This is a genomic window from Bacillus sp. NTK074B (assembly GCF_017303375.1).
Lineage (GTDB): Bacteria > Bacillota > Bacilli > Bacillales > Bacillaceae_B > Rossellomorea.
Map to the genome: position 1 here is coordinate 41,222 of NZ_JAFKOH010000010.1, position 19,206 is coordinate 60,427.

General features: G+C 41.9%; 13 protein-coding genes. 9 read left to right on the forward strand and 4 right to left on the reverse strand.

What is annotated here, in order from left to right:
- Positions 1-168 precede the first annotated feature (168 nt).
- The 4 genes from hutH to hutG are packed head-to-tail and all read left to right on the forward strand — an operon-like array spanning position 169 to position 5,610.
- Entirely contained in the window at positions 169-1,701 is a 1,533-nt protein-coding gene (gene hutH / locus JI667_RS16470) for a histidine ammonia-lyase (RefSeq protein WP_206857351.1), read from the forward strand.
- Positions 1,694-3,364 carry a urocanate hydratase gene (gene hutU, locus JI667_RS16475; protein WP_206857137.1) on the forward strand — a complete coding sequence of 557 codons (1,671 nt, stop codon included), beginning with the start codon at positions 1,694-1,696 and terminating at the stop codon, positions 3,362-3,364. The genes hutH and hutU overlap by 8 nt, the downstream gene beginning before the upstream one ends.
- Position 3,365: 1 nt before the next feature.
- The gene (gene hutI / locus JI667_RS16480) at positions 3,366-4,649 is read left to right on the forward strand and encodes an imidazolonepropionase (protein WP_206857139.1); all 1,284 of its coding nucleotides are present in this window, start codon (positions 3,366-3,368) and stop codon (positions 4,647-4,649) included.
- Complete coding sequence (hutG, locus tag JI667_RS16485) at positions 4,627-5,610, forward strand: formimidoylglutamase (RefSeq protein WP_206857140.1); 984 nt, start codon at positions 4,627-4,629, stop codon at positions 5,608-5,610. Before hutI ends, hutG begins: the two co-directional genes overlap by 23 nt.
- Positions 5,611-5,730: 120 nt before the next feature.
- Here hutG and JI667_RS16490 read toward each other — a convergent pair whose 3' ends face one another.
- On the reverse strand, positions 5,731-6,054 hold the full coding sequence (locus tag JI667_RS16490; RefSeq protein WP_206857142.1) for a hypothetical protein: 324 nt from the start codon (positions 6,052-6,054) through the stop codon (positions 5,731-5,733).
- A gap of 197 nt (positions 6,055-6,251) precedes the next feature.
- Positions 6,252-6,383 carry a hypothetical protein gene (locus JI667_RS22970; protein ID WP_280515503.1) on the reverse strand — a complete coding sequence of 44 codons (132 nt, stop codon included), beginning with the start codon at positions 6,381-6,383 and terminating at the stop codon, positions 6,252-6,254.
- A gap of 197 nt (positions 6,384-6,580) precedes the next feature.
- Between JI667_RS22970 and JI667_RS16495 the strand changes: the two genes are divergently transcribed.
- Positions 6,581-7,465, forward strand: a complete 885-nt coding sequence (locus JI667_RS16495) for a helix-turn-helix domain-containing protein (RefSeq protein ID WP_206857144.1) — start codon at positions 6,581-6,583, stop codon at positions 7,463-7,465.
- Positions 7,466-7,550: 85 nt separating this feature from the next.
- Here the strand turns inward: JI667_RS16495 and JI667_RS16500 are convergent, their stop codons facing one another.
- Positions 7,551-10,919, reverse strand: coding sequence for a S8 family peptidase (locus tag JI667_RS16500; RefSeq protein WP_206857146.1), 3,369 nt, complete (start codon positions 10,917-10,919; stop codon positions 7,551-7,553).
- A gap of 245 nt (positions 10,920-11,164) precedes the next feature.
- Positions 11,165-12,229, reverse strand: a complete 1,065-nt coding sequence (locus JI667_RS16505; RefSeq protein ID WP_206857150.1) for a LysM peptidoglycan-binding domain-containing protein — start codon at positions 12,227-12,229, stop codon at positions 11,165-11,167.
- Positions 12,230-12,610: 381 nt separating this feature from the next.
- Here JI667_RS16505 and JI667_RS16510 point away from each other — a divergent pair, with 381 nt between their 5' ends.
- The 4 genes from JI667_RS16510 to JI667_RS16525 all read left to right on the forward strand — a co-directional run bounded on the left by JI667_RS16510 (position 12,611) and on the right by JI667_RS16525 (position 19,205).
- A complete protein-coding gene (locus JI667_RS16510; RefSeq protein WP_206857153.1) occupies positions 12,611-13,888 on the forward strand; it encodes an accessory Sec system protein Asp2 in 1,278 nt (425 codons plus the stop codon).
- A gap of 28 nt (positions 13,889-13,916) precedes the next feature.
- The gene (locus JI667_RS16515; protein WP_206857154.1) at positions 13,917-14,972 is read left to right on the forward strand and encodes a class I SAM-dependent methyltransferase; all 1,056 of its coding nucleotides are present in this window, start codon (positions 13,917-13,919) and stop codon (positions 14,970-14,972) included.
- A gap of 4 nt (positions 14,973-14,976) precedes the next feature.
- On the forward strand, positions 14,977-17,664 hold the full coding sequence (locus JI667_RS16520) for a glycosyltransferase (protein ID WP_211201324.1): 2,688 nt from the start codon (positions 14,977-14,979) through the stop codon (positions 17,662-17,664).
- Between the two features lie 122 nt (positions 17,665-17,786).
- Complete coding sequence (locus JI667_RS16525) at positions 17,787-19,205, forward strand: MBOAT family O-acyltransferase (RefSeq protein ID WP_206857155.1); 1,419 nt, start codon at positions 17,787-17,789, stop codon at positions 19,203-19,205.
- The last annotated feature ends 1 nt before the right edge of the window (position 19,206 follow it).

The following is a 19,206-nucleotide window of genomic DNA, read 5'->3' on the forward strand; positions in this document are numbered from 1 at the left end:
GAGCCTCCTTTTTGTGTGGGAAAGGAACGTCAGCCTAGAGGTCCGTCCCGCAGCAGGTTAAAGCGATAAAGAGAAAAAACGAGCAATGACAGTAAATAACAAAGGGAATGAACCGAAAACAGCTTGTTTTCTGAGGTCCGTCCCTAACATAGAAGGAGTGAGTCAATGATGGTGGAGTTGACGGGTTGCGGTTTGAGTTTGGATGAGGCGAAGCGGGTGATTTATGGGAAGGAGCATGTGGAGCTTTCGCCGCTGAGTATGGATCGGGTGCGGAAGAGTCGTGAGGCGGTTGAGAGGATTGTGAAGGAGAAGCGTGTGGTGTATGGGATCAACACGGGCTTTGGGAAGTTCAGTGATGTGCTGATTGATGCGGAGGATGTGGAGGAGCTTCAGCTGAACCTGATTCATTCTCATGCGTGCGGAGTGGGTGATCCGTTTCCGGAGAATGTTTCGCGTGCGATGCTTCTATTAAGATGTAACGCTCTCTTAAAAGGGTATTCCGGGGTTAGACCGGTCATCGTAGAACGGCTGGCTGAATTCCTGAACAAAGGAATCCATCCAGTGGTCCCCCAGCAAGGGTCATTAGGAGCAAGCGGAGACCTGGCACCGCTTTCCCACTTAGCGCTGGCACTGATGGGTGAAGGGGAAGTCCATTATCAAGGTAAGGTACAACAAACCCTTACTGTCCTGTCAAAAGAAAACATCTTCCCAATCCAGCTTCAGGCGAAAGAAGGATTGGCACTCATCAACGGAACCCAGGCCATGACGGCAATGGGGGTCATCGGTTACCTGGAAGCGGAGGAACTTGCCTTCCAAAGTGAGATGATCGCCAGTCTGACCTTGGAAGGATTAAGAGGAATCATGGATGCCTTCGACGAAGATATTCATTTAGTAAGGGGATACCCTCAACAGGTGGCAACGGCCCAGAGAATCAGAGACTACCTGCAGGACAGCAAGCTCACGACGAAACAAGGAGAGCTCCGAGTTCAGGACGCCTACTCCTTAAGATGCATCCCTCAGGTTCACGGAGCATCCTGGCAGGCCCTTGACTATGTAAAAGAAAAACTCGAGATCGAAATGAACGCAGCGACGGATAACCCGCTGATCTTCGACGATGGAGAAAAGATCATCTCAGGAGGGAACTTCCACGGCCAGCCGATTGCATTCGCCATGGACTTTATGAAGATCGCCATCGCAGAGCTCGCCAACATCTCAGAACGACGGATTGAACGCTTAGTAAACCCCCAGCTCAATGACCTGCCGCCATTCTTAAGCCCCCAGCCGGGACTGCAGTCAGGCGCCATGATCATGCAATACTGTGCGGCATCACTTGTATCCGAAAACAAAACCCTTGCCCATCCGGCGAGCGTCGACTCGATCCCGTCATCGGCCAACCAGGAAGACCACGTCAGCATGGGAACAATCGGCTCACGTCACGCCTACCAGATCCTGCAGAACACAAGAAGAGTCCTCGCCGTCGAACTCATCTGCAACCTCCAGGCAGCGGAACATCGAGGGACGGACCTCCTGGCAAGCAAGACCAAGCAATTTTACGAAGCGGCGAGAAAGATCATCCCTTCTATCACAAAGGACCGGATCTTCTCGAAAGACATAGAAAAAGCCAACCAGTGGCTGCAACAAACAACCCTAAGCACACTGATCAAATCAACCAAAACAAAGGAGGAAACGACAAATGGTTAAGGCAGACAAACGAATCGTACACGTGAAAAGAGGGACGGACCTCGAATGTAAAGGATGGGAGCAGGAAGCGGTCCTCCGCATGCTCTACAACAATCTTGATCCTGAAGTGGCAGAAATTCCTGAAGAGCTTGTCGTCTACGGCGGAATCGGGAAAGCGGCCCGCAACTGGGAGTCCTTCGACGCCATCGTCCACACCCTACGAAACCTGGAGAACGATGAAACCATGCTCGTCCAATCCGGAAAACCGGTTGGTGTGTTCAAAACCCATAAAGCAGCTCCGAGGGTCCTGTTATCGAACTCTGTCCTTGTTCCAAAATGGGCGAACTGGGAGCACTTCCACGAGCTTGATCAGAAAGGCCTCATGATGTACGGCCAAATGACGGCAGGAAGCTGGATTTATATCGGTACACAGGGGATCCTGCAAGGGACGTATGAAACGTTTGCGGCTCTTGCGAAGAAACATTTCAACAACTCCCTTAAAGGGACCATCACCCTTACAGCCGGCTTAGGCGGAATGGGTGGGGCGCAGCCACTCGCCGTCACGATGAACGGAGGAGTCGTAATTGCCGTCGACGTAGATGCAGAGCGTATCCAAAAGCGCCTTGACACCAAGTACTGTGATGTGAAAACTGATTCCATTGAAGAAGCACTGATGATGGCGTATGAAGCACGGGATCAAGGCAAGCCACTTTCCATCGCTCTCCTTGGAAATGCAGCAGAAGTTCATCATGAACTCCTCAAGCGCGACGTCAAAATCGATATCGTAACCGACCAGACATCCGCTCACGATCCACTGAACGGCTATGTTCCAGAAGGGTATACACTCGAAGCCGCTGCAGAGCTTCGCAAAAACGATCCGAAAGCCTACACGTTCCTTTCACAAAAAAGCATGGCCAAACACGTGGAAGCGATGCTCGAATTCCAGCACCTCGGGTCCATCGTATTCGACTACGGCAACAACATCCGCCAGGTCGCAAAGGATGAAGGAGTCGACAATGCCTTCGATTTCCCTGGCTTCGTCCCGGCATACATCCGTCCACTATTCTGTGAAGGGAAAGGACCATTCCGCTGGGCGGCACTATCGGGAGACCCGGAAGATATCTATAGAACAGATCGTCTGATCAAAGAGCTTTTCCCAGAAAACGAAGCACTGAACCGCTGGATCGATATGGCTCAGGAGCAGGTGGCATTCCAAGGTCTTCCTTCCCGCATCTGCTGGCTTGGCTACGGCGAGCGTGTAAAGATGGGTCTTGCCATCAATGAACTGGTACGAAACGGTGAACTGAAAGCACCGATCGTCATCGGCCGTGACCATCTGGACTGCGGATCCGTTGCCTCACCGAACCGTGAAACAGAAAGCATGAAGGACGGAAGCGACGCAGTGGGTGACTGGGCCATTCTGAACGCCCTCATCAACACAGCGGCAGGGGGCTCCTGGATTTCCTTCCACCACGGCGGCGGAGTAGGCATGGGTTACTCATTACACGCCGGAATGGTCGTTGTGGCAGACGGGACGGACCTAGCACAGGAACGACTTGAGCGCGTCCTGACAACAGACCCTGGAATGGGCGTCATCCGACACGTCGACGCAGGCTACGACATCGCAGAAAAAACAGCCGAAAAGCACAACATCCACATCCCGATGAACAAAGGAGGAGAATAAGATGACCACTACACAATTCGACACCATCATCGACAACATCGGCCAGCTCCTGACAATGGACCAAGGGGACGGACCTCTGAAAGGGAAGGCGATGAGCACACTTCCTGTTCTGGAAAATGCCGCCCTCGCCATCAAAGACGGCCTAGTTGCCTGGATCGGCACCAATGAAGATGCACAAAACTTCAAAGCAACGGAACGGATCGACGCAGAAGGAAAACTCGTCTCACCAGGTCTTGTCGACCCGCACACGCATCTGGTCTTCGGCGGCTCACGTGAACATGAAATGGCTCTCAAGCAGCAGGGTGTGCCGTACTTAGATATTTTAAAAAGGGGAGGCGGGATCCTTTCAACAGTAGGTGCCACCCGGGAAGCATCGGAAGAAGAATTGCTTACAAAAGCCCGCTTCCACCTGAACAGAATGATCTCGTACGGAGTCACAACGGTAGAAGTAAAAAGCGGCTACGGACTCGACCGACCGACAGAACTCAAACAGTTGAGAGTAGCCAAACAACTAAACGAAACGCATCCGGCAGAAATCGTCTCCACCTTCCTTGGAGCTCACGCCATCCCGCCGGAATTCAAAGGCCGCTCCGATGAATTCCTACAGGAAATGCTCGACCTGTTAAACGACATCGAAAAAGAGCAACTCGCAGAATTCGTCGACATCTTCTGCGAAACAGGCGTATTCACCGTCGAACAGTCCCGGGAGTTTCTGAAAAAAGCCAAAGAAAAAGGCTTCTCCGTCAAAATCCACGCCGACGAAATCGATCCACTCGGCGGAACGGAAATGGCAACAGAAATCGGAGCCACAAGCGGAGACCATTTAGTGGGAGCATCTGAAAAAGGGATCCAGGCACTGGGCGAAACCGACACCATCGCCGTCCTCCTGCCAGGTACGTCCTTCTATCTGAACAAAGGCAAATTCGCCAACGCAAGAGGCATGATGGAAGCGGGAGCAGCCGTCGCCCTGTCAACCGACTTCAACCCGGGAAGCTCACCGACAGAGAACCTGCAGTTCATCATGAACCTTGCCTCATTACAATTAAAGATGACGCCGGAAGAAATCTGGAACGCCGTCACCGTCAACTCCGCCTATGCCATCGACCGGGGAGACTCTGCAGGGAAACTGGCAACTGGGCGTAAAGCCGACATCGTTCTATGGGATGTCCCGAATTATCACTACGTCCCCTATCATTACGGAGTCAACCATACCAACACCGTCATGAAAGAGGGCCGGATCATTTACCGCAAGGAGAAGCTTCATGAGCACATTTCAACACATTAAACCGGCAGGGAAAGCACAGTTCAAAGACCGCTACACAACGAAAGCAGCGGAACTTCTGACACCGTGGGAAGAAGGAAAACAAGGGGACATCGCCATCATCGGCGCCCCCCTCTCAAAGCCCTCCATCTCCCACTCAGGAGCAAGCTTCGCACCCGACGCCATCCGACGCTGCCTGAACTCATTCACGACCTACAACAGCGAGCGAGGGACGGACCTCCACGAAGACAACAAAACGATCATCGACTTCGGCGACATCACCATGCACCCGACCTCCATCGAAGAGTCACATCAACGAATCTATGAATCAACCAAAGCAGCTGTCGAAACGAACGCGGCACCCTTCACCATCATCCTGGGCGGCGACCATTCCATCACCACCTCAACGGTCAAAGCCATCAAGGAAACGAAGGGAACGGTGGGAATCATCCAATTTGATGCCCACCACGATCTCAGGAACACAGAGGACGGAGGTCCTACCAACGGGACGCCTTTCAGGAGATTAATAGAAGGTGGCCACATTCAAGGAGAGCACCTCATCCAAATCGGCATCCGCAACTACGCCAACGCCAAAGCCTACCATGACTACGCCATCGAGCAGGGTGTGACCGTATATACGATGAAGGACGTCAGGCAACAAAGCATAACCAAACTAATCCAAGAATCCCTGACACAGCTCGAAGACAAAGTCGACACCATCTACCTATCCGTCGACATGGACGTACTCGACCAGGCATATGCTCCCGGATGCCCGGCAATCGGTCCCGGGGGAATGCATCCGGATGCGCTCGCAGAGGCAATAGAAACTGCGCTGCAGCACCCAAAGGTCCAAAACATGGACATCGTTGAAATTGATCCTACTCTCGACTTAAGAGACATGACAAGCAGAGTGGCGGGTTTACTGGTCATATCCTCTTTACTGAATTTTGAGAACACAAATATCCAGAAGGGAAAGTCACCTTGATTTTCCAAAGGGGCCAAATAGAATCACCAGATGGAAAGGAAACCACTTGGACTAAAAGGTCCTTCCCTCCAACCAAAAAGTCCACCTTTGCAGGTGGACTTTTGTTCTATTATGCTATGTTTATATACTTTTTTGTCTATTCATTTTATATCCTGCGTGGACTTCATTCATTCCAATGACTTTGAGGAAGTGACGGAGTTTTTTCATGCTTACCTCTCCTAACTCACCTAAAACATCAAACTGGTCGATTACCGCACACTTTTCTATAGAAGCTGCCGTGGCGCCATGGGATTTGCGGTACACTATCTGGTTATCCATGGCATAGGTTGATACCATGGCTTCCCCGACTTTACAATCACCTTTTGAGAATTCGAAATGGAACTGGATCGACATATCCATATCCGAGTATAGAGGATTTACTTTCATGCTTATGCTTTTCATCATGAAGCCCCCTTTCTTTTATTGTACTTTTATCCTATCACAATCAAAAAAAAAGGGAATTTTGCCTCAGGAAGCATTATTCTAAATACCCCTTTGTTTATGGGTGAAAAGAAACGATTTTCACCTGTTCTTATAACTCTAAGCATATTTATGATTTAAAAAAAAAGCGCTGCTTAGTAAGCAAACGCCTATATCACTACTTAATAGATATTTCCAGGTAAATCTACAGATAAAGGGGCGATGCTGGCTGCTTGAGCTGCACTAGCGGATGTTCCCGCGACCCCCAAGACAAGAATTGTTGCTGTTAGAATAGTAAGAAAGCGTTTTTTCATGGGTCTAACCTCCTTATTGATAGTACAAAATTTTTCGAAAAACATCATATATTAGTGTTATAATTATTAAAACACATTTCCTTTATTTGAGAAATGTGTTTGATGAGTCTTTTTTCCTCATTTATCTAAGTAATAACGATATTTTCTTTGATTTTTATATAAAAATATAACTCTAAGCATATTTAGGGAGGATTTATATGGATTTTGCTGCTGTGGGTAAGAAAATTAAAGAACTCAGAAAAAACAGTGGATTATCTCAGGAGGAATTGTCCGAAGGTATTTGTACGCAAGCCCAGATTAGTAAAATAGAAAAAGGGATTGTTTACCCTTACGCATCTACATTATATCAGATTTCCCAAAAATTAGGGGTGGATGTGAATTATTTCTTTGATATTGGAACAACTCCTCGTTTGGACTATGTCCAGGAGGTCTCCCGACAACTTCAAATCATGAGGAGAAGTCTTCGCTTTCATGAGATGATGGAAATTGTTCGAGCAGAAGAAATAAACCCTTTGTTCTTTCAAAATAAAAAAAATCTGCAGCTTCTTCTGTGGCATAAAGGAATATACTTATATGAAGTAAAAAAAGATTTAAAAGCTTCCATTGAAACATTACATGAAGCAGTAAATATTACTCATATCAAAGGTAAAATTATGCTGGAAAGGGAAATTGAAATACTTCTCACCATGGGTGCAATCTATTACAGGGAAGACATAGATAAAGCCTTGAAAACGTTTGAAGATATCAAGGGGCATATACAACTACTTCCCGATTTAAACGATTACACAATTAAAACTCGATTATTCATGAATATGGCAAGAACATTAACTAGATTAAATAGGATTAATGACTCGAATCAATATTGCGAAGACGCCATCAAGTGGTGTTTACACAAAGATAGTCTATATTTACTTGGTGAAATCCATTATCAGAAGGGATATAATTTCGAGCTTCTTAATCAGCCAGAAAGAGCGAAGATGTATATGGAAAAAGCGCTCATTGTGTTTGAACTGCAACAAGACGACAAGTATATTGTATTTATTAAAAATAAGCTTGTAGAATTATCAGCATTAAGTCGCTAACATTTATACCTCATTATTACTCACCATATTGCTTCTAAATAAAATGGAACCCCGGAGTTTTTCTCCGGGGTTCCATTTGGTTAATTTACTTTTTAACCGTTACCTTCCTTGCGTTACTCACATTCCCCGCCTTATCCTTAGCTGTCACAGATAAAACAGTCTTTACCTTCTGACTTTTAATTTTTACAGTAAATGACCCTTTACTGTTTGCCTTGGCTGTACCAATCGTTTTGGATTTGGCTTTTACCGTAACGGCAGCGTAGGGTTCTGTCCTCCCTTTTACGGTTTTGCTCTTAGATATAACTGCATTCACTGTAGGTGCCCCTGGGGAGGTCTTGTCACTAATGTTAAGATTCGTCCCTTTACTGATATTACCGGCAGCATCTTTCGCTGTCACAACCACTGTTGATCCCGCTTTTTGTTTCTTGATCTTTAAGGTGAACTGACCTTTCGCGTTTGCTTTGACGGCTGCGATCTGCTTTCCTTTTACTGTAGCCTTCACATAAGCATGGGCTTCTGTTGTTCCTGGAATGGATGTACTTGCATCACTGACAGCCTTTGCTTTAGGGGCAGCCGGCGGGGTCTTGTCTCTTACTTTCAGACTGGTCCCTTTACTTGTATTCCCGGCACCGTCCTTCGCTGCCACAACCACGGTGGATCCGGATTTTTGTTTGCTGATTTTTAACGTGAATTGGCCTATCGTACCGGTCTTGGCTGTTGCGATTTGCTTGCCGTTCACTTTTGCCGTCACTGTAGAAGAGGCTTCGGCATATCCTGTAATGCTCGTACTTAAATCACTGATGGCATCCGCCTTTGGAGCATTGGGGGCGATGACATCGGCAACGACCACTTTTACTTCGGAACTTTCTTTATAATCATCGAGAACGGTTACATATAATATTGAATACTCTTTTTGATTAGATATGCGAATGCTGAAGTCACCTTCGTCATTGGCGGTACCTGATGCAATGACCTTTCTCGACGAATCCTTGATGGTTACTTTCAAGTTTGGTTCTGCACTTCCAGTTATTACAGTGGACAGGTTTGTCACTTTATTTACGTAAGGTTTATCTGGAACTTTTTCTACCACTTTTTTAATCGTTGTGGTGGCGTCTTGAAATGTGATGATCACATCAAGGATTTGCTCGGCTTTTTGAACAGGAATCGTAAGGGTGAACGTCCCGGACTTAGCTGAAGTGCTGCCTAATAGCTTCGTTCCATTCATCACCTCGATGGTTGAACCGGTCTTGGCATTTCCTGTGACCATCGTTTGGTTGTTCAGAACCGGATTCACCTTTGCCGAGAGTTCCACAGCGCTGACGGCACTAAAGGCGTCCATACGACCCCAGCCGGAAATGGTATCGTAACCAGGTACCACCTCTTCGATTGGATATTCAGGATCTTCTTCATAATATTCGTCTTCATAGACATATGGGTTATCATGCTCTTCAAATGAGACATCCTTGGACGTTTCCGTTAGGATTTTCTCTACTTCCGAAGGCTTTAGATTCGGGTTCTGAGACAATAATAAACCTGCAATGGCAGCCACGTGAGGTGTTGCCATGGATGTTCCGCTCATGTAGGTGACGTTTCCATCCGGTAGAAGGGCAGGGATATCAGAACCCGGTGCGACCAGGTCAAGTCCCTTTCCGTAGTTGGAAAAGTCGGATACGATGTCCAGACGATTTGTAGAGCCGACGGCAATCGCATATTTGGAAGATGCAGGGTACGATACTTCTTCCATTCCATCATTTCCACTTGCCGCAACAATGGTCACACCTTTCTTGCTCGCATATTGCATGGCATATTCGATTGTACGGCTATATGGTCCGCCAAGGCTCAGGTTAAGGACCTTTGCCCCTTGATCCGCTGCGTACATGATTCCGTATGCGATTTGTTCCGTATCTCCGCTGCCGCCGCCATCCAGGACTTTGATCGGAAGAATCTTAACAAATGGGTTAATTCCTGCAATCGAATAATGATTGTCTGAATTTGCCGTAATGGTGGATGAAACATGGGTCCCATGACCGTTGTCATCCATTGTGTCGTCAGAGCGATCCACAAAGTTTTTCCCTTTTTCTACGAGTACTTTGTCAGAAAGGTCGGCTAACGTGTGATCGACGCCCGTATCGGCCACGGCAATGACGGTGGGTTCGAGATTCTTCCCGTTCAACAATGTTTTCAAAGGCTCGAATCCTATATCCCCTGAAACCATATCATTGTTTTTCAATGACCATTGATAAGAATACTGACTATCAGCAGATAATGCTTGATAGGTTTGAACAGGTTCCACAAATTCTACTTCAGGGAGCTTGGCGAGCTGTTGTAATGCTTTAGTCGAGCTAGCCGCATACTTCCCGTCCTGATCTCCCAGATCCACCACTACAAGGTTTTCAGGTTTATTTTTTCCCTGAGATAAGGGTTTCATTGCTTGAACCCCGTAGGTCTCCATTTTAGACAATGCCGCAGTCTGAGACTTTCCATCCTTGATTTTAACAATCAATTTGGAAGGGTCAGATGTGGTTTTAGTCACTAAACCGGTTTTTGTTATGACTTGAGAAACAGATGAATTCGCAAGGGATGAAATATCCACCTTATTTGTCGCGTTTTCAAGTTGTTTTTGCAAAGAGGCAGGCACTGAATCATACGCAATGATATATAGGTTTTGAATGGCTATTTGCTCACTTGAAGAAATGGTATAGGAGCTGGATTCTCCATTTTTGGCTATGTCAGCCAATAAATCTTTCAATGTCACGAGATCGGCGTAGACCGCTTCACGAGTACTTTTGCTGAAGATCATTTTGGAGCTGATGAATGGAGCCGTCTTATAGTATAAAGAGGTCAACTCCTTACCCGTATCTGAGCGGGATAAGAGAGATTCCCTTATCGTACGCAAATCTTGTAAAATGGCTTTTCCATTCTCTCTTTCCTTCGTACTTAATTCAGCCGGACACTCTTCCCCGATGATTCCGTTGGAGGGGGGGAGGGAGACGCCATCATAGGTGATGGTATAAGAAGCTTCATTTAATTCTCTTTCATGTTCAACAGAATTTCCCACGTAAGATTCCACTTTCAGATAATATGGGCCAGTCCAGGATATAGGAAAGTCCATGGACCCTGCTTCATTTGAATAAGAATATACTCTGTATTGATCAAACGTTTGATCGTTCGTTGCATTTTCAAGACTGGAATAGACAGTTAAATTGACTTCTTCTTGAGATTGCAGTTTTATTCGAAAATGAGTAAAGTTTTCAATGCTTTCTTCGGAAGGGGTTATAGTGTACCAATGAACATTCTCGTCAGAATTAAAGCTTGTGTTCATCGCTTCAGAAAGCAGCAATGGTTTTTCTTCAATGACCTTTCCTCCTTCAGCATGTGTTCGAGGGACTTGTGAAAGGCAGAGACTGTAAATCATGATAACTACTAGTAAACTTTTAAACACCTTTTTCCCCATAATATCCTCCATTGTCTAATAGAATTGTAAAATCAATTAATTAAACCATATTTCAGATTTATTTGGAATATATTTCATGTAGTGTAGAAATAATTATTATTCTACAAAATGTGACAATAGGAGGTAAGGTAGAAGAGATAAATAAAGAAAAGGGGCGCAAAAACTGCGCCCCGGTTTACACTGCCAATTAGTACATTTCCATTTCCATGTTGGGAACATACTACCAGGTAGTGGTCTATCTAATTTTACAGGTCATAAAAGCGTTTAAAACCATCAAGTTTAGATTTCCAATACGAATTACTTAAACTAGTAATTTCCACTCCGTTATCACCTGCATGAATAAACTTGTTGTCTCCAACGTAAATACCTAAATGGGATATCCCTTTTTTGTATGTATTTTCGAAAAAGACTAAGTCTCCTACGGCTGGTTTATTTACATAATAGGAACGATTGTAATAGCCTTCGCTGGACGTGCGAGTCACTTTCACACCACTCTTATTGAAAGTATAGTAAATGAACCCGCTGCAGTCGAAGCCAGAGGTTGTAGACCCCCCCCATACGTACGGGATGCCAAGCTGTGCTTTTGCGTGAGAAATTAGTTTACCTGTATTGAAAGACGTATTGCTCTCTTCGTTTGGTGTCACAGTTTCTGTTGGAGGTGCAGGTTGTGATACCTGTGAATTTCCAACTTTCAAGACTTGACCAACATAGATCATATCATTGGAAAGATTATTGAGACGTTTAATTTCTTGAACAGAAACATCGTATTTGACACTAATATGGGAGAGCGTATCTCCAGATTTGACCGAGTATGTACTTGGATTTTCTTGTTTCGGGGGTGAAGTAGGAGTCGGTTTAACCGTATTACTACTTACTTGATCCCCGGCAGAGCCTCCTTGACTAACCACTAGTGCTTGTCCAGGATAAATCAAATGGCTGTTGATATTATTCCACTTTTGTAACTCTGCAAGAGTAATAGAATGTCTGTAAGCTATAGCGCTGAGTGTATCACCGGACTTGACTATGTATCTTTTTGTAGATTCAGTTTGGACAGGCGGTGCAGGTTTGGAAGGAGTAGTGTTATTCTGGTCATTTTGATCAGTATCTACCTTGAGTAATTGATTTGGGAAGATCATGTCGGATTTCAGTTTGTTCATATCCTTCAAGATTGCAACTGAAGTATCATATTTAAGGGCAATAGACCAAAGAGAATCACCGGTTTCGACTTTATGGGAGCTGGCAGCGGCGGAAGCGGCAAATGTTGTTGAAAGGATAGCAGTAGTAGCAACGGTAACTAGTGTTTTTTTCACTTGATTTTCTCCTTTTTCCTCAATTATTGAGTCGATTGATATAGTATAATGTCATTTTATCACATGTTAAAGAAAAAGAAGGATATTATTCAAAAGAAAACCAAAGTGTAACGGGGGATTTTCATTTTTTATTATATTTAAGGGGGTTACTTTGCTGTATTTTTAGCTCATACATTCATATTCAGGGTAATAAAAAAAGAATGTTAGTCATGTAATAGATATTTAATAATTCACTCAAAACGTATGCATGATGGAGTATGTACTTTCATTAAATGTAGACAGTTTAGAACATAAGTTTACATCTTAAGTAATTTATTATACTTTAATAAAGAATAATTTGATTATACAACATGCCTGACAATAGGGAGTGGAGTTAATTATATGTTTACTTTTGACGAACAAATATTTCAAGGATCTCTTCCAATAAAATACGTATATGAGAAGGGGGACTTAAACCAAGACCATTTAATCGTGGTGTTTTCTGGATTTAACGTACCGAAAAATAAGGCTAAGGAAGAAATAAAACATACGTACAATTATATAAGAACATTGAGGAATTTGGATTGCCACAAATTGTTTATCCTTGATGACTATGGCCCAAGAGGAAGTTATTACTTAGGTAATAAAGAAGAAAATGGTGTAGAAGAATCCATTGAGATGTTAATTGCCACCATTTCGAAGAAAAACGGGATAACAAAGAAGAATATTATAACAGCAGGATCTTCTAAAGGTGGAAGTGCAGCATTATATTACGGTCTAAAATATGGATTTGGGAAAATTGTGATTGGTGCGCCTCAAACAAAAATATCAGATTACGTAGAATCATTCGCTACTGAAACATTTCACTATATGCTGGGAGAAACCCCAAGCACAGAAGAAAGAGAAAACTTGAATAGCATTATCTCTAAACAGGTGCGTCCAAATGTACCGAGTGAAATTAGATTACTGACTTCAGAAAATGATATTCAATATAAAAAACATATCATACCTTTCGTAGGGCTATTGGAAGAAAATGATGTCCATTATCATGTGGAAGTAAATAATGACATTCAAAGTCATGGTGAAATAGCAGAGCACTTCCCAAAATACCTGACGTTAAATATGTTAGATATCATGCATGATGTAAAAATAGAAGATATCTCAGTAGCACAAGTTAGCGTAAGTAAATGGAATATTAAAGTAGATTCAAACATCAAGCGTCTGATGAATTTTGAGCAAAAACTTATTGTCAAAGCTAATGATAAACCAGTATATAATCAAGGGTTCCATGGTGAGTGTGAAATTGATTTAAGTGAGATCGGATTTAAAGATACAGCTGTATTAGAAGTAGCCTACACTTTAACGATAAATGGCAAAACAATTGTTACCCTGCCAATAAAAAAACAGTTTGTATCAGATGGATTTATGCTCATGGGGACAGATTTCGAAATTATAGATGGTTCTATTCATTTTGAGATTCTGATTGAGGATTCCCCTCAATTGGAGTATGCCTTTTATATTAGAAGAAATAATAATGTTATTGAAAAAATCATGTATCAAAAATCCCGAAAGATCGTATATCCTTTAGAAACTACTGGGAATTATCAGGTTCATTATTTCATTAGACCTAAAAAAGGCGAGAAATACAGTGACAGATCGAAAATCATTAAACATAATTAACTATGAGAAGCGAACGGAGTGAAATGGTTTGAAGAAGCCCTTAGATCGTATATCAGAAGCGTACCACGATGAATTGGGAACTAAATTCGGTAAGAAAGTAAGAGACCGTGTTCATTGGATGGGAAACAAAGTAGTGGGGGAGAAAGTGCTGGACGTAGGCTGCTCACAAGGAATATTTGGAATCATCCTTGGCAGGGTCGGAAAGCAAGTGTTAGGAATTGATATTCTTCAAGAGTCCATTGACTATGCGAATGAAACATTAAGTAAAGAAGAAGAGTCGACCAAGAGACTGGTTAATTTTCAAGTAATCAATTTTATCACGCATGATTTTGAAGGAGAAGAGTTTGATACCATTGTGTTTGGAGAGGTTTTAGAGCATGTAACAAATCCAAATGAGTTTATTGAGAAAGCCGAATCTCTGTTGACTGAGGATGGGAGGATTATTGTAACCGTTCCCTTCGGAATAAATGATTATTTTGATCATAAGAAAACGTACTATTTATCCGGCCTATATGAATTAATTAATGAATCATTATATATTACAGAAGTAGAGTTCTTTGGGAAATGGATTGCCATTGTATTGGATAAGCAGAAGAAAGATGTTGAAGATTTTTCATTGAATATGGGTATGCTTCAAAAACTTGAGCAGGCGTTTGAAAAGATTGAGAGGGAATCCATTAAATCAGACAAGAAGCTGAAAAAGAAAATTGAACAACTAGAAACAGAAAATGAAGAGTTAAAGAACCAACAGGAAAATGAAACGTTGAAATTGATAAAAGAGAACAACACATTAATTCATGAGTTTAAAATAAGCTTACTTTCTGAAGAAAAAAAATTCAATTTGAGTGTTGTAGAAGATGACCAGGACGAGTCCCTGATGAAAGCCATGAGAGCACTAGCCGATGAAAAGAAAGACAAAATCGCTGTTCAAGAGCAGTTAGTGAAGGCGTATCAAAGTGAAGAGCAAGCTCTTGCATCTTATCGCAAACTGCATAAAAAATACCGGGCCTTAAGCAGTTCCAAGTTTGGTAAAATAACATTAAAGTACTGGAATATAAAAAAGAAAATGAAAAAGGAGAAATAATAAATTGGACATTAAAGCTGTTGAAAAGCGACTAGATTTTCTAAATGAGAATAAACGGCTAGTCTCAGAACAATTAATAAGTGAAAAAGAATTACTGAAGGTTCTGAAATCGGGAAGGGATATTGATGATTATTTAAAGATATCCAAACTAAGTGGTCCTGTTTCAGATGAAGAGTACTTAAAATATCGCCAGGAAGTGGCAGACGTTGATTTATATGAAAAAGTCAAGCCACTCCTAGATCAAATTCCGGATAGTAACGGAAGTAAGTATTTCAGACACTATGATGTGAGAATTGGTATGATCGCCGATGAGTTCCTTTTTCAAGCTTATAAAGGGGTCGGAAATGTACAATATATAACTAGGCAAAACTATTCTGACTATGCCGATCAAATGGATATATTAATTGTCGCTTCCGCCTGGAAAGGGTTAAGTGAAGAATGGAGAGGCTTGGCGAACCCTAAGAATACAAAGCTTCGCCAAGAGTTATTTCACTTAATGCAAGAATTCAGACAAAAAGGGGCGAAAATTGTATTCTATTCTAAAGAAGATCCAGTCAATTATGACCGCTTTATAGACATTGCCAAGGAATGCGATTATATTTTTACAACTGCTGCAGAAAAAGTAGAGGATTATAAAGTCGATTGCCAGAACGAGAATGTTCATGTCTTAGAGTTTGGGGTGAATCCTCTCTATCATAATCCCATTGGCACGAGGAAACATACAAAGCGGAATGAAGTCCTCTTCGCGGGATCGTGGTATAAGAAATATCAACATCGACAAGAAGAAACAAGAATGTTATTTGATGGTGTTTTAGATTCGGGGAAAGACCTGAAAATATTGGATAGGAATTATGAGTTAAGAAACGCTAATTATTTCTTCCCAAAGGCGTATTTACCTTTTATTGCACCTGCCTTTCCACATGAAGACTTACAGAAGCTTCATAAGTTATTTGATTGGTCACTGAACTTGAATTCTATTAAGTATAGTGAAACCATGTTTGCGAATAGAGTATACGAACTTCAAGCAATAGGGAACCTGTTAATATCTAATTACAGCGTCGGTATTAACAATAAATTCCCCAATGTTTTCTTAATCAATGATCAAAAAGAGGTAACAGAAATATTGAACCGGTATGATGAGGAGGAAGTATACAGACAACAGTCTCATGGAATACGTAGAGTGATGTCTGGAGAAACGACTTTTGATCGTATTGAATATATGATGCAGTGCATTCAAATGCCTTACAAAAAGACCAACCGGAGTATAGCGGTAGTTGTCAAAGAAATGACGGATGAAATCAGAGAAGTTTTCGATATGCAAACGTACCCTCATAAAACGTTATATCTAGAAGGTGATTTCACGGAAGAAATAAAGGAAAGTACCGATATGGTCACGTTCTTTCACCCGTTGCGCCGTTATGACGAATTCTATTTAGAAGATATGGTTAACGGATTTAAGTATACTGATTCCGACTATGTTACAAAGGATAGTTATTGGAATGGGGAATCTTTCGTAGAAGGTATCGAGCATGATTATGTCGATCGAATGAAGGATCCATTTAGAACCGTATTTTGGTCGGATTCGTTCTCATATAATCAATTAAGTTCTCTTAAAGAAAATATGCTTATACCAAATGGATACAGCATAGACCATTTTGAATATAATCAAGGAAATATCAAGGCTCTAAATAAAGAGGTTAAAGTACCAGAGTTGACTGTCATTATACCGATTTATAATAATGGGGAACATTTATTAAACAAATGCTTTAACAGCTTATTAAGAAGCAGTGTTTTTGAATACATGGAGATTTTATTAATAGATGATGGTTCATCCGATAGAAGAACCATATCCTATGTGAAAAGACTCGGCCGTTTATATAAGAATGTACAAGTGTACTTCTTTAATGACAGTGGAAGCGGCAGTGCTTCCAGAGCAAGAAACAAGGGCTTCGATTTGTCCAGTTCTCCATATATCACTTATCTTGATCCTGATAATGAGGCAGTGAATGATGGCTATGCTGTTTTATTGGATATGATTAAGAATAGTGAATACGATATGGTTGTTGGAAATATATCAAGATTAGATACCGAAAGAACCCTGCAGTTCAATTATTTTAACACTGTTTTAAGATATGCAGGCGGTTCCGTGATTAATGATCCCAAAAAGTTCTTGATTGACTCGAATATGAAGGCTCAAAGCATTCAAGCTGCCATTGTGAGAAGAGAAATCATAGGTGACCATGATATTAAGATGGTGATGAATGCGGGAGGACAAGATACTCTATTCTTCCACGAACTGTTGCTCAATTCACGTAAGGTAAAAGCGGTTGACCTGGATATACATCTTTACTACGCAGCTGTTACAGGGTCAGTGACCAATTCGATATCTAAAAAGTTCTTTAAAAAATACAAAACATTAGAAGAATATCGCATCCCATTCCTAATCGAAAACGGATTAATGGATGCCTATATGGAAACAAGATTTAACTATTACTTTACTCATTGGTATATGAAACGACTTCCTAGATTAAGTCCTGGAGAAGAGCAGGAAGCCATTGATGTTCTATTCGAAATCTATCTTATGTACAAGGATTATATTGTACAGCGAAGTGATAGAATTTCGAATTTTGCCAAATTGGCATCTAAAAAGGATTACAATAAAATCATGGAATTAGCAACGGAAATAATATAGGATCTAAGAGGAAATCATTCTGCTGTGGTGTTAGTGCCAGCAGGATATTTCCTTCTTTTTCTTATCAGAAAATGGATATAGATAGAGAACATAGCTCACTTCTTAGAAAGGAGTAACCATCAATGGTCTTCAGTAATCTAGTGTTTTTGTATATATTCTTACCGGTTGTTTTATTACTTTATTTCATCGCACCTAAATTTTTGAAAAATTCGGTTCTCTTGGTTGCAAGTTTACTGTTTTATGCGTGGGGAGAGCCTACATATATCATATTAATGCTTGTATCCATCATATTAAACTATAGCTTTGGACTTTTTATATCGTATTCTAAACAAGACGGGTCAAGAAAACTTCTAGTTGCTTTTTCTGTCATTTCAAATCTGGCCATATTGGGTTTTTATAAATATGCCAATTTCTTTGTTGATAATATGAATAGCATATTAGATACAAACTATGAACATCAGGAAATCCCTTTACCTATTGGGATATCCTTCTTTACTTTTCAGGCGATGAGTTATGTAATTGATGTATATAGAAAGAGAGTTGATGCTCAGCGTAATTTCTTAGATCTTTCTTTGTACATTTCATTATTCCCTCAATTAGTCGCTGGACCGATTGTGCGATACAAAACGGTTGCTGAGCAAATCAAAGAAAGGCTTATTACGCTTAGTTCATTTAGTAAAGGTATCCAAAGGTTCATCTTGGGATTATCAAAGAAAGTGTTAATTGCCAACCCCCTTGGTGCCATTGCAGATGAGATCTTCTCACTTTCTGCTGGAGACTTGACTACCAGTGTGACTTGGATTGGCATTATTGCTTACACCCTTCAAATATATTTTGATTTTTCAGGATACAGTGATATGGCCATCGGTCTAGGGAAAATGTTTGGATTTGATTTTGAAGAAAATTTCCGATATCCGTATATATCCCGAAGTGTCTCTGAGTTTTGGAGAAGGTGGCATATATCTTTAGGGAATTGGTTCAAGGACTATGTATACGTACCGTTGGGTGGTAATAGGGTTGAGAAATGGAAGATATACAGGAATTTATTAATCGTTTGGTCCTTAACAGGGTTTTGGCACGGTGCAAGCTGGACCTTTATGATTTGGGGATTTTATTATGGAGTCTTGATTAGTTTGGAGAAATTTGGTTTGGAGAGACTTCTGCAAAAAGCCTGGCGCCCTTTCCAACATCTATACGTATTGTTTATTGTGATGATTGGTTGGGTATTCTTTAGAGCAGATAATTTCGAATACTCATTCCACTATATACTTGTAATGTTTGGTCTGAAAGGAAACCTATATAGTCAACAGTCTGCACTGTATATCATGGATAATGGGATTGTGTTTTTGTTGGGGATTATACTCAGTATGCCGTTATTTCCTAAATTCAAGGAATTCGCAACAGCTTTATCAGAGAAAAATTCCTTTTTGTTCGTAGCGAAGGAGACAGCAGGAAGTGTATATTATTTGATCTTACTCCTCCTCTGTACAATGTACATCGTCAATTCGAGTTACAATCCATTCATCTATTTCCGTTTTTAAA

Bases quoted from the DNA above. Each gene is read 5' to 3' on its own strand.
- hutU (WP_206857137.1), top strand. From the start codon at position 1,694: ATGGTTAAGGCAGACAAACGAATCGTACACGTGAAAAGAGGGACGGAC.
- JI667_RS16510 (WP_206857153.1), top strand. From the start codon at position 12,611: ATGTTTACTTTTGACGAACAAATATTTCAAGGATCTCTTCCAATAAAA.
- JI667_RS22970 (WP_280515503.1), bottom strand. From the start codon at position 6,383: ATGAAAAAACGCTTTCTTACTATTCTAACAGCAACAATTCTTGTCTTG.
- hutG (WP_206857140.1), top strand. From the start codon at position 4,627: ATGAGCACATTTCAACACATTAAACCGGCAGGGAAAGCACAGTTCAAA.
- hutH (WP_206857351.1), top strand. From the start codon at position 169: ATGGTGGAGTTGACGGGTTGCGGTTTGAGTTTGGATGAGGCGAAGCGG.
- hutI (WP_206857139.1), top strand. From the start codon at position 3,366: ATGACCACTACACAATTCGACACCATCATCGACAACATCGGCCAGCTC.
- JI667_RS16500 (WP_206857146.1), bottom strand. From the start codon at position 10,919: ATGGGGAAAAAGGTGTTTAAAAGTTTACTAGTAGTTATCATGATTTAC.
- JI667_RS16490 (WP_206857142.1), bottom strand. From the start codon at position 6,054: ATGATGAAAAGCATAAGCATGAAAGTAAATCCTCTATACTCGGATATG.
- JI667_RS16495 (WP_206857144.1), top strand. From the start codon at position 6,581: ATGGATTTTGCTGCTGTGGGTAAGAAAATTAAAGAACTCAGAAAAAAC.
- JI667_RS16525 (WP_206857155.1), top strand. From the start codon at position 17,787: ATGGTCTTCAGTAATCTAGTGTTTTTGTATATATTCTTACCGGTTGTT.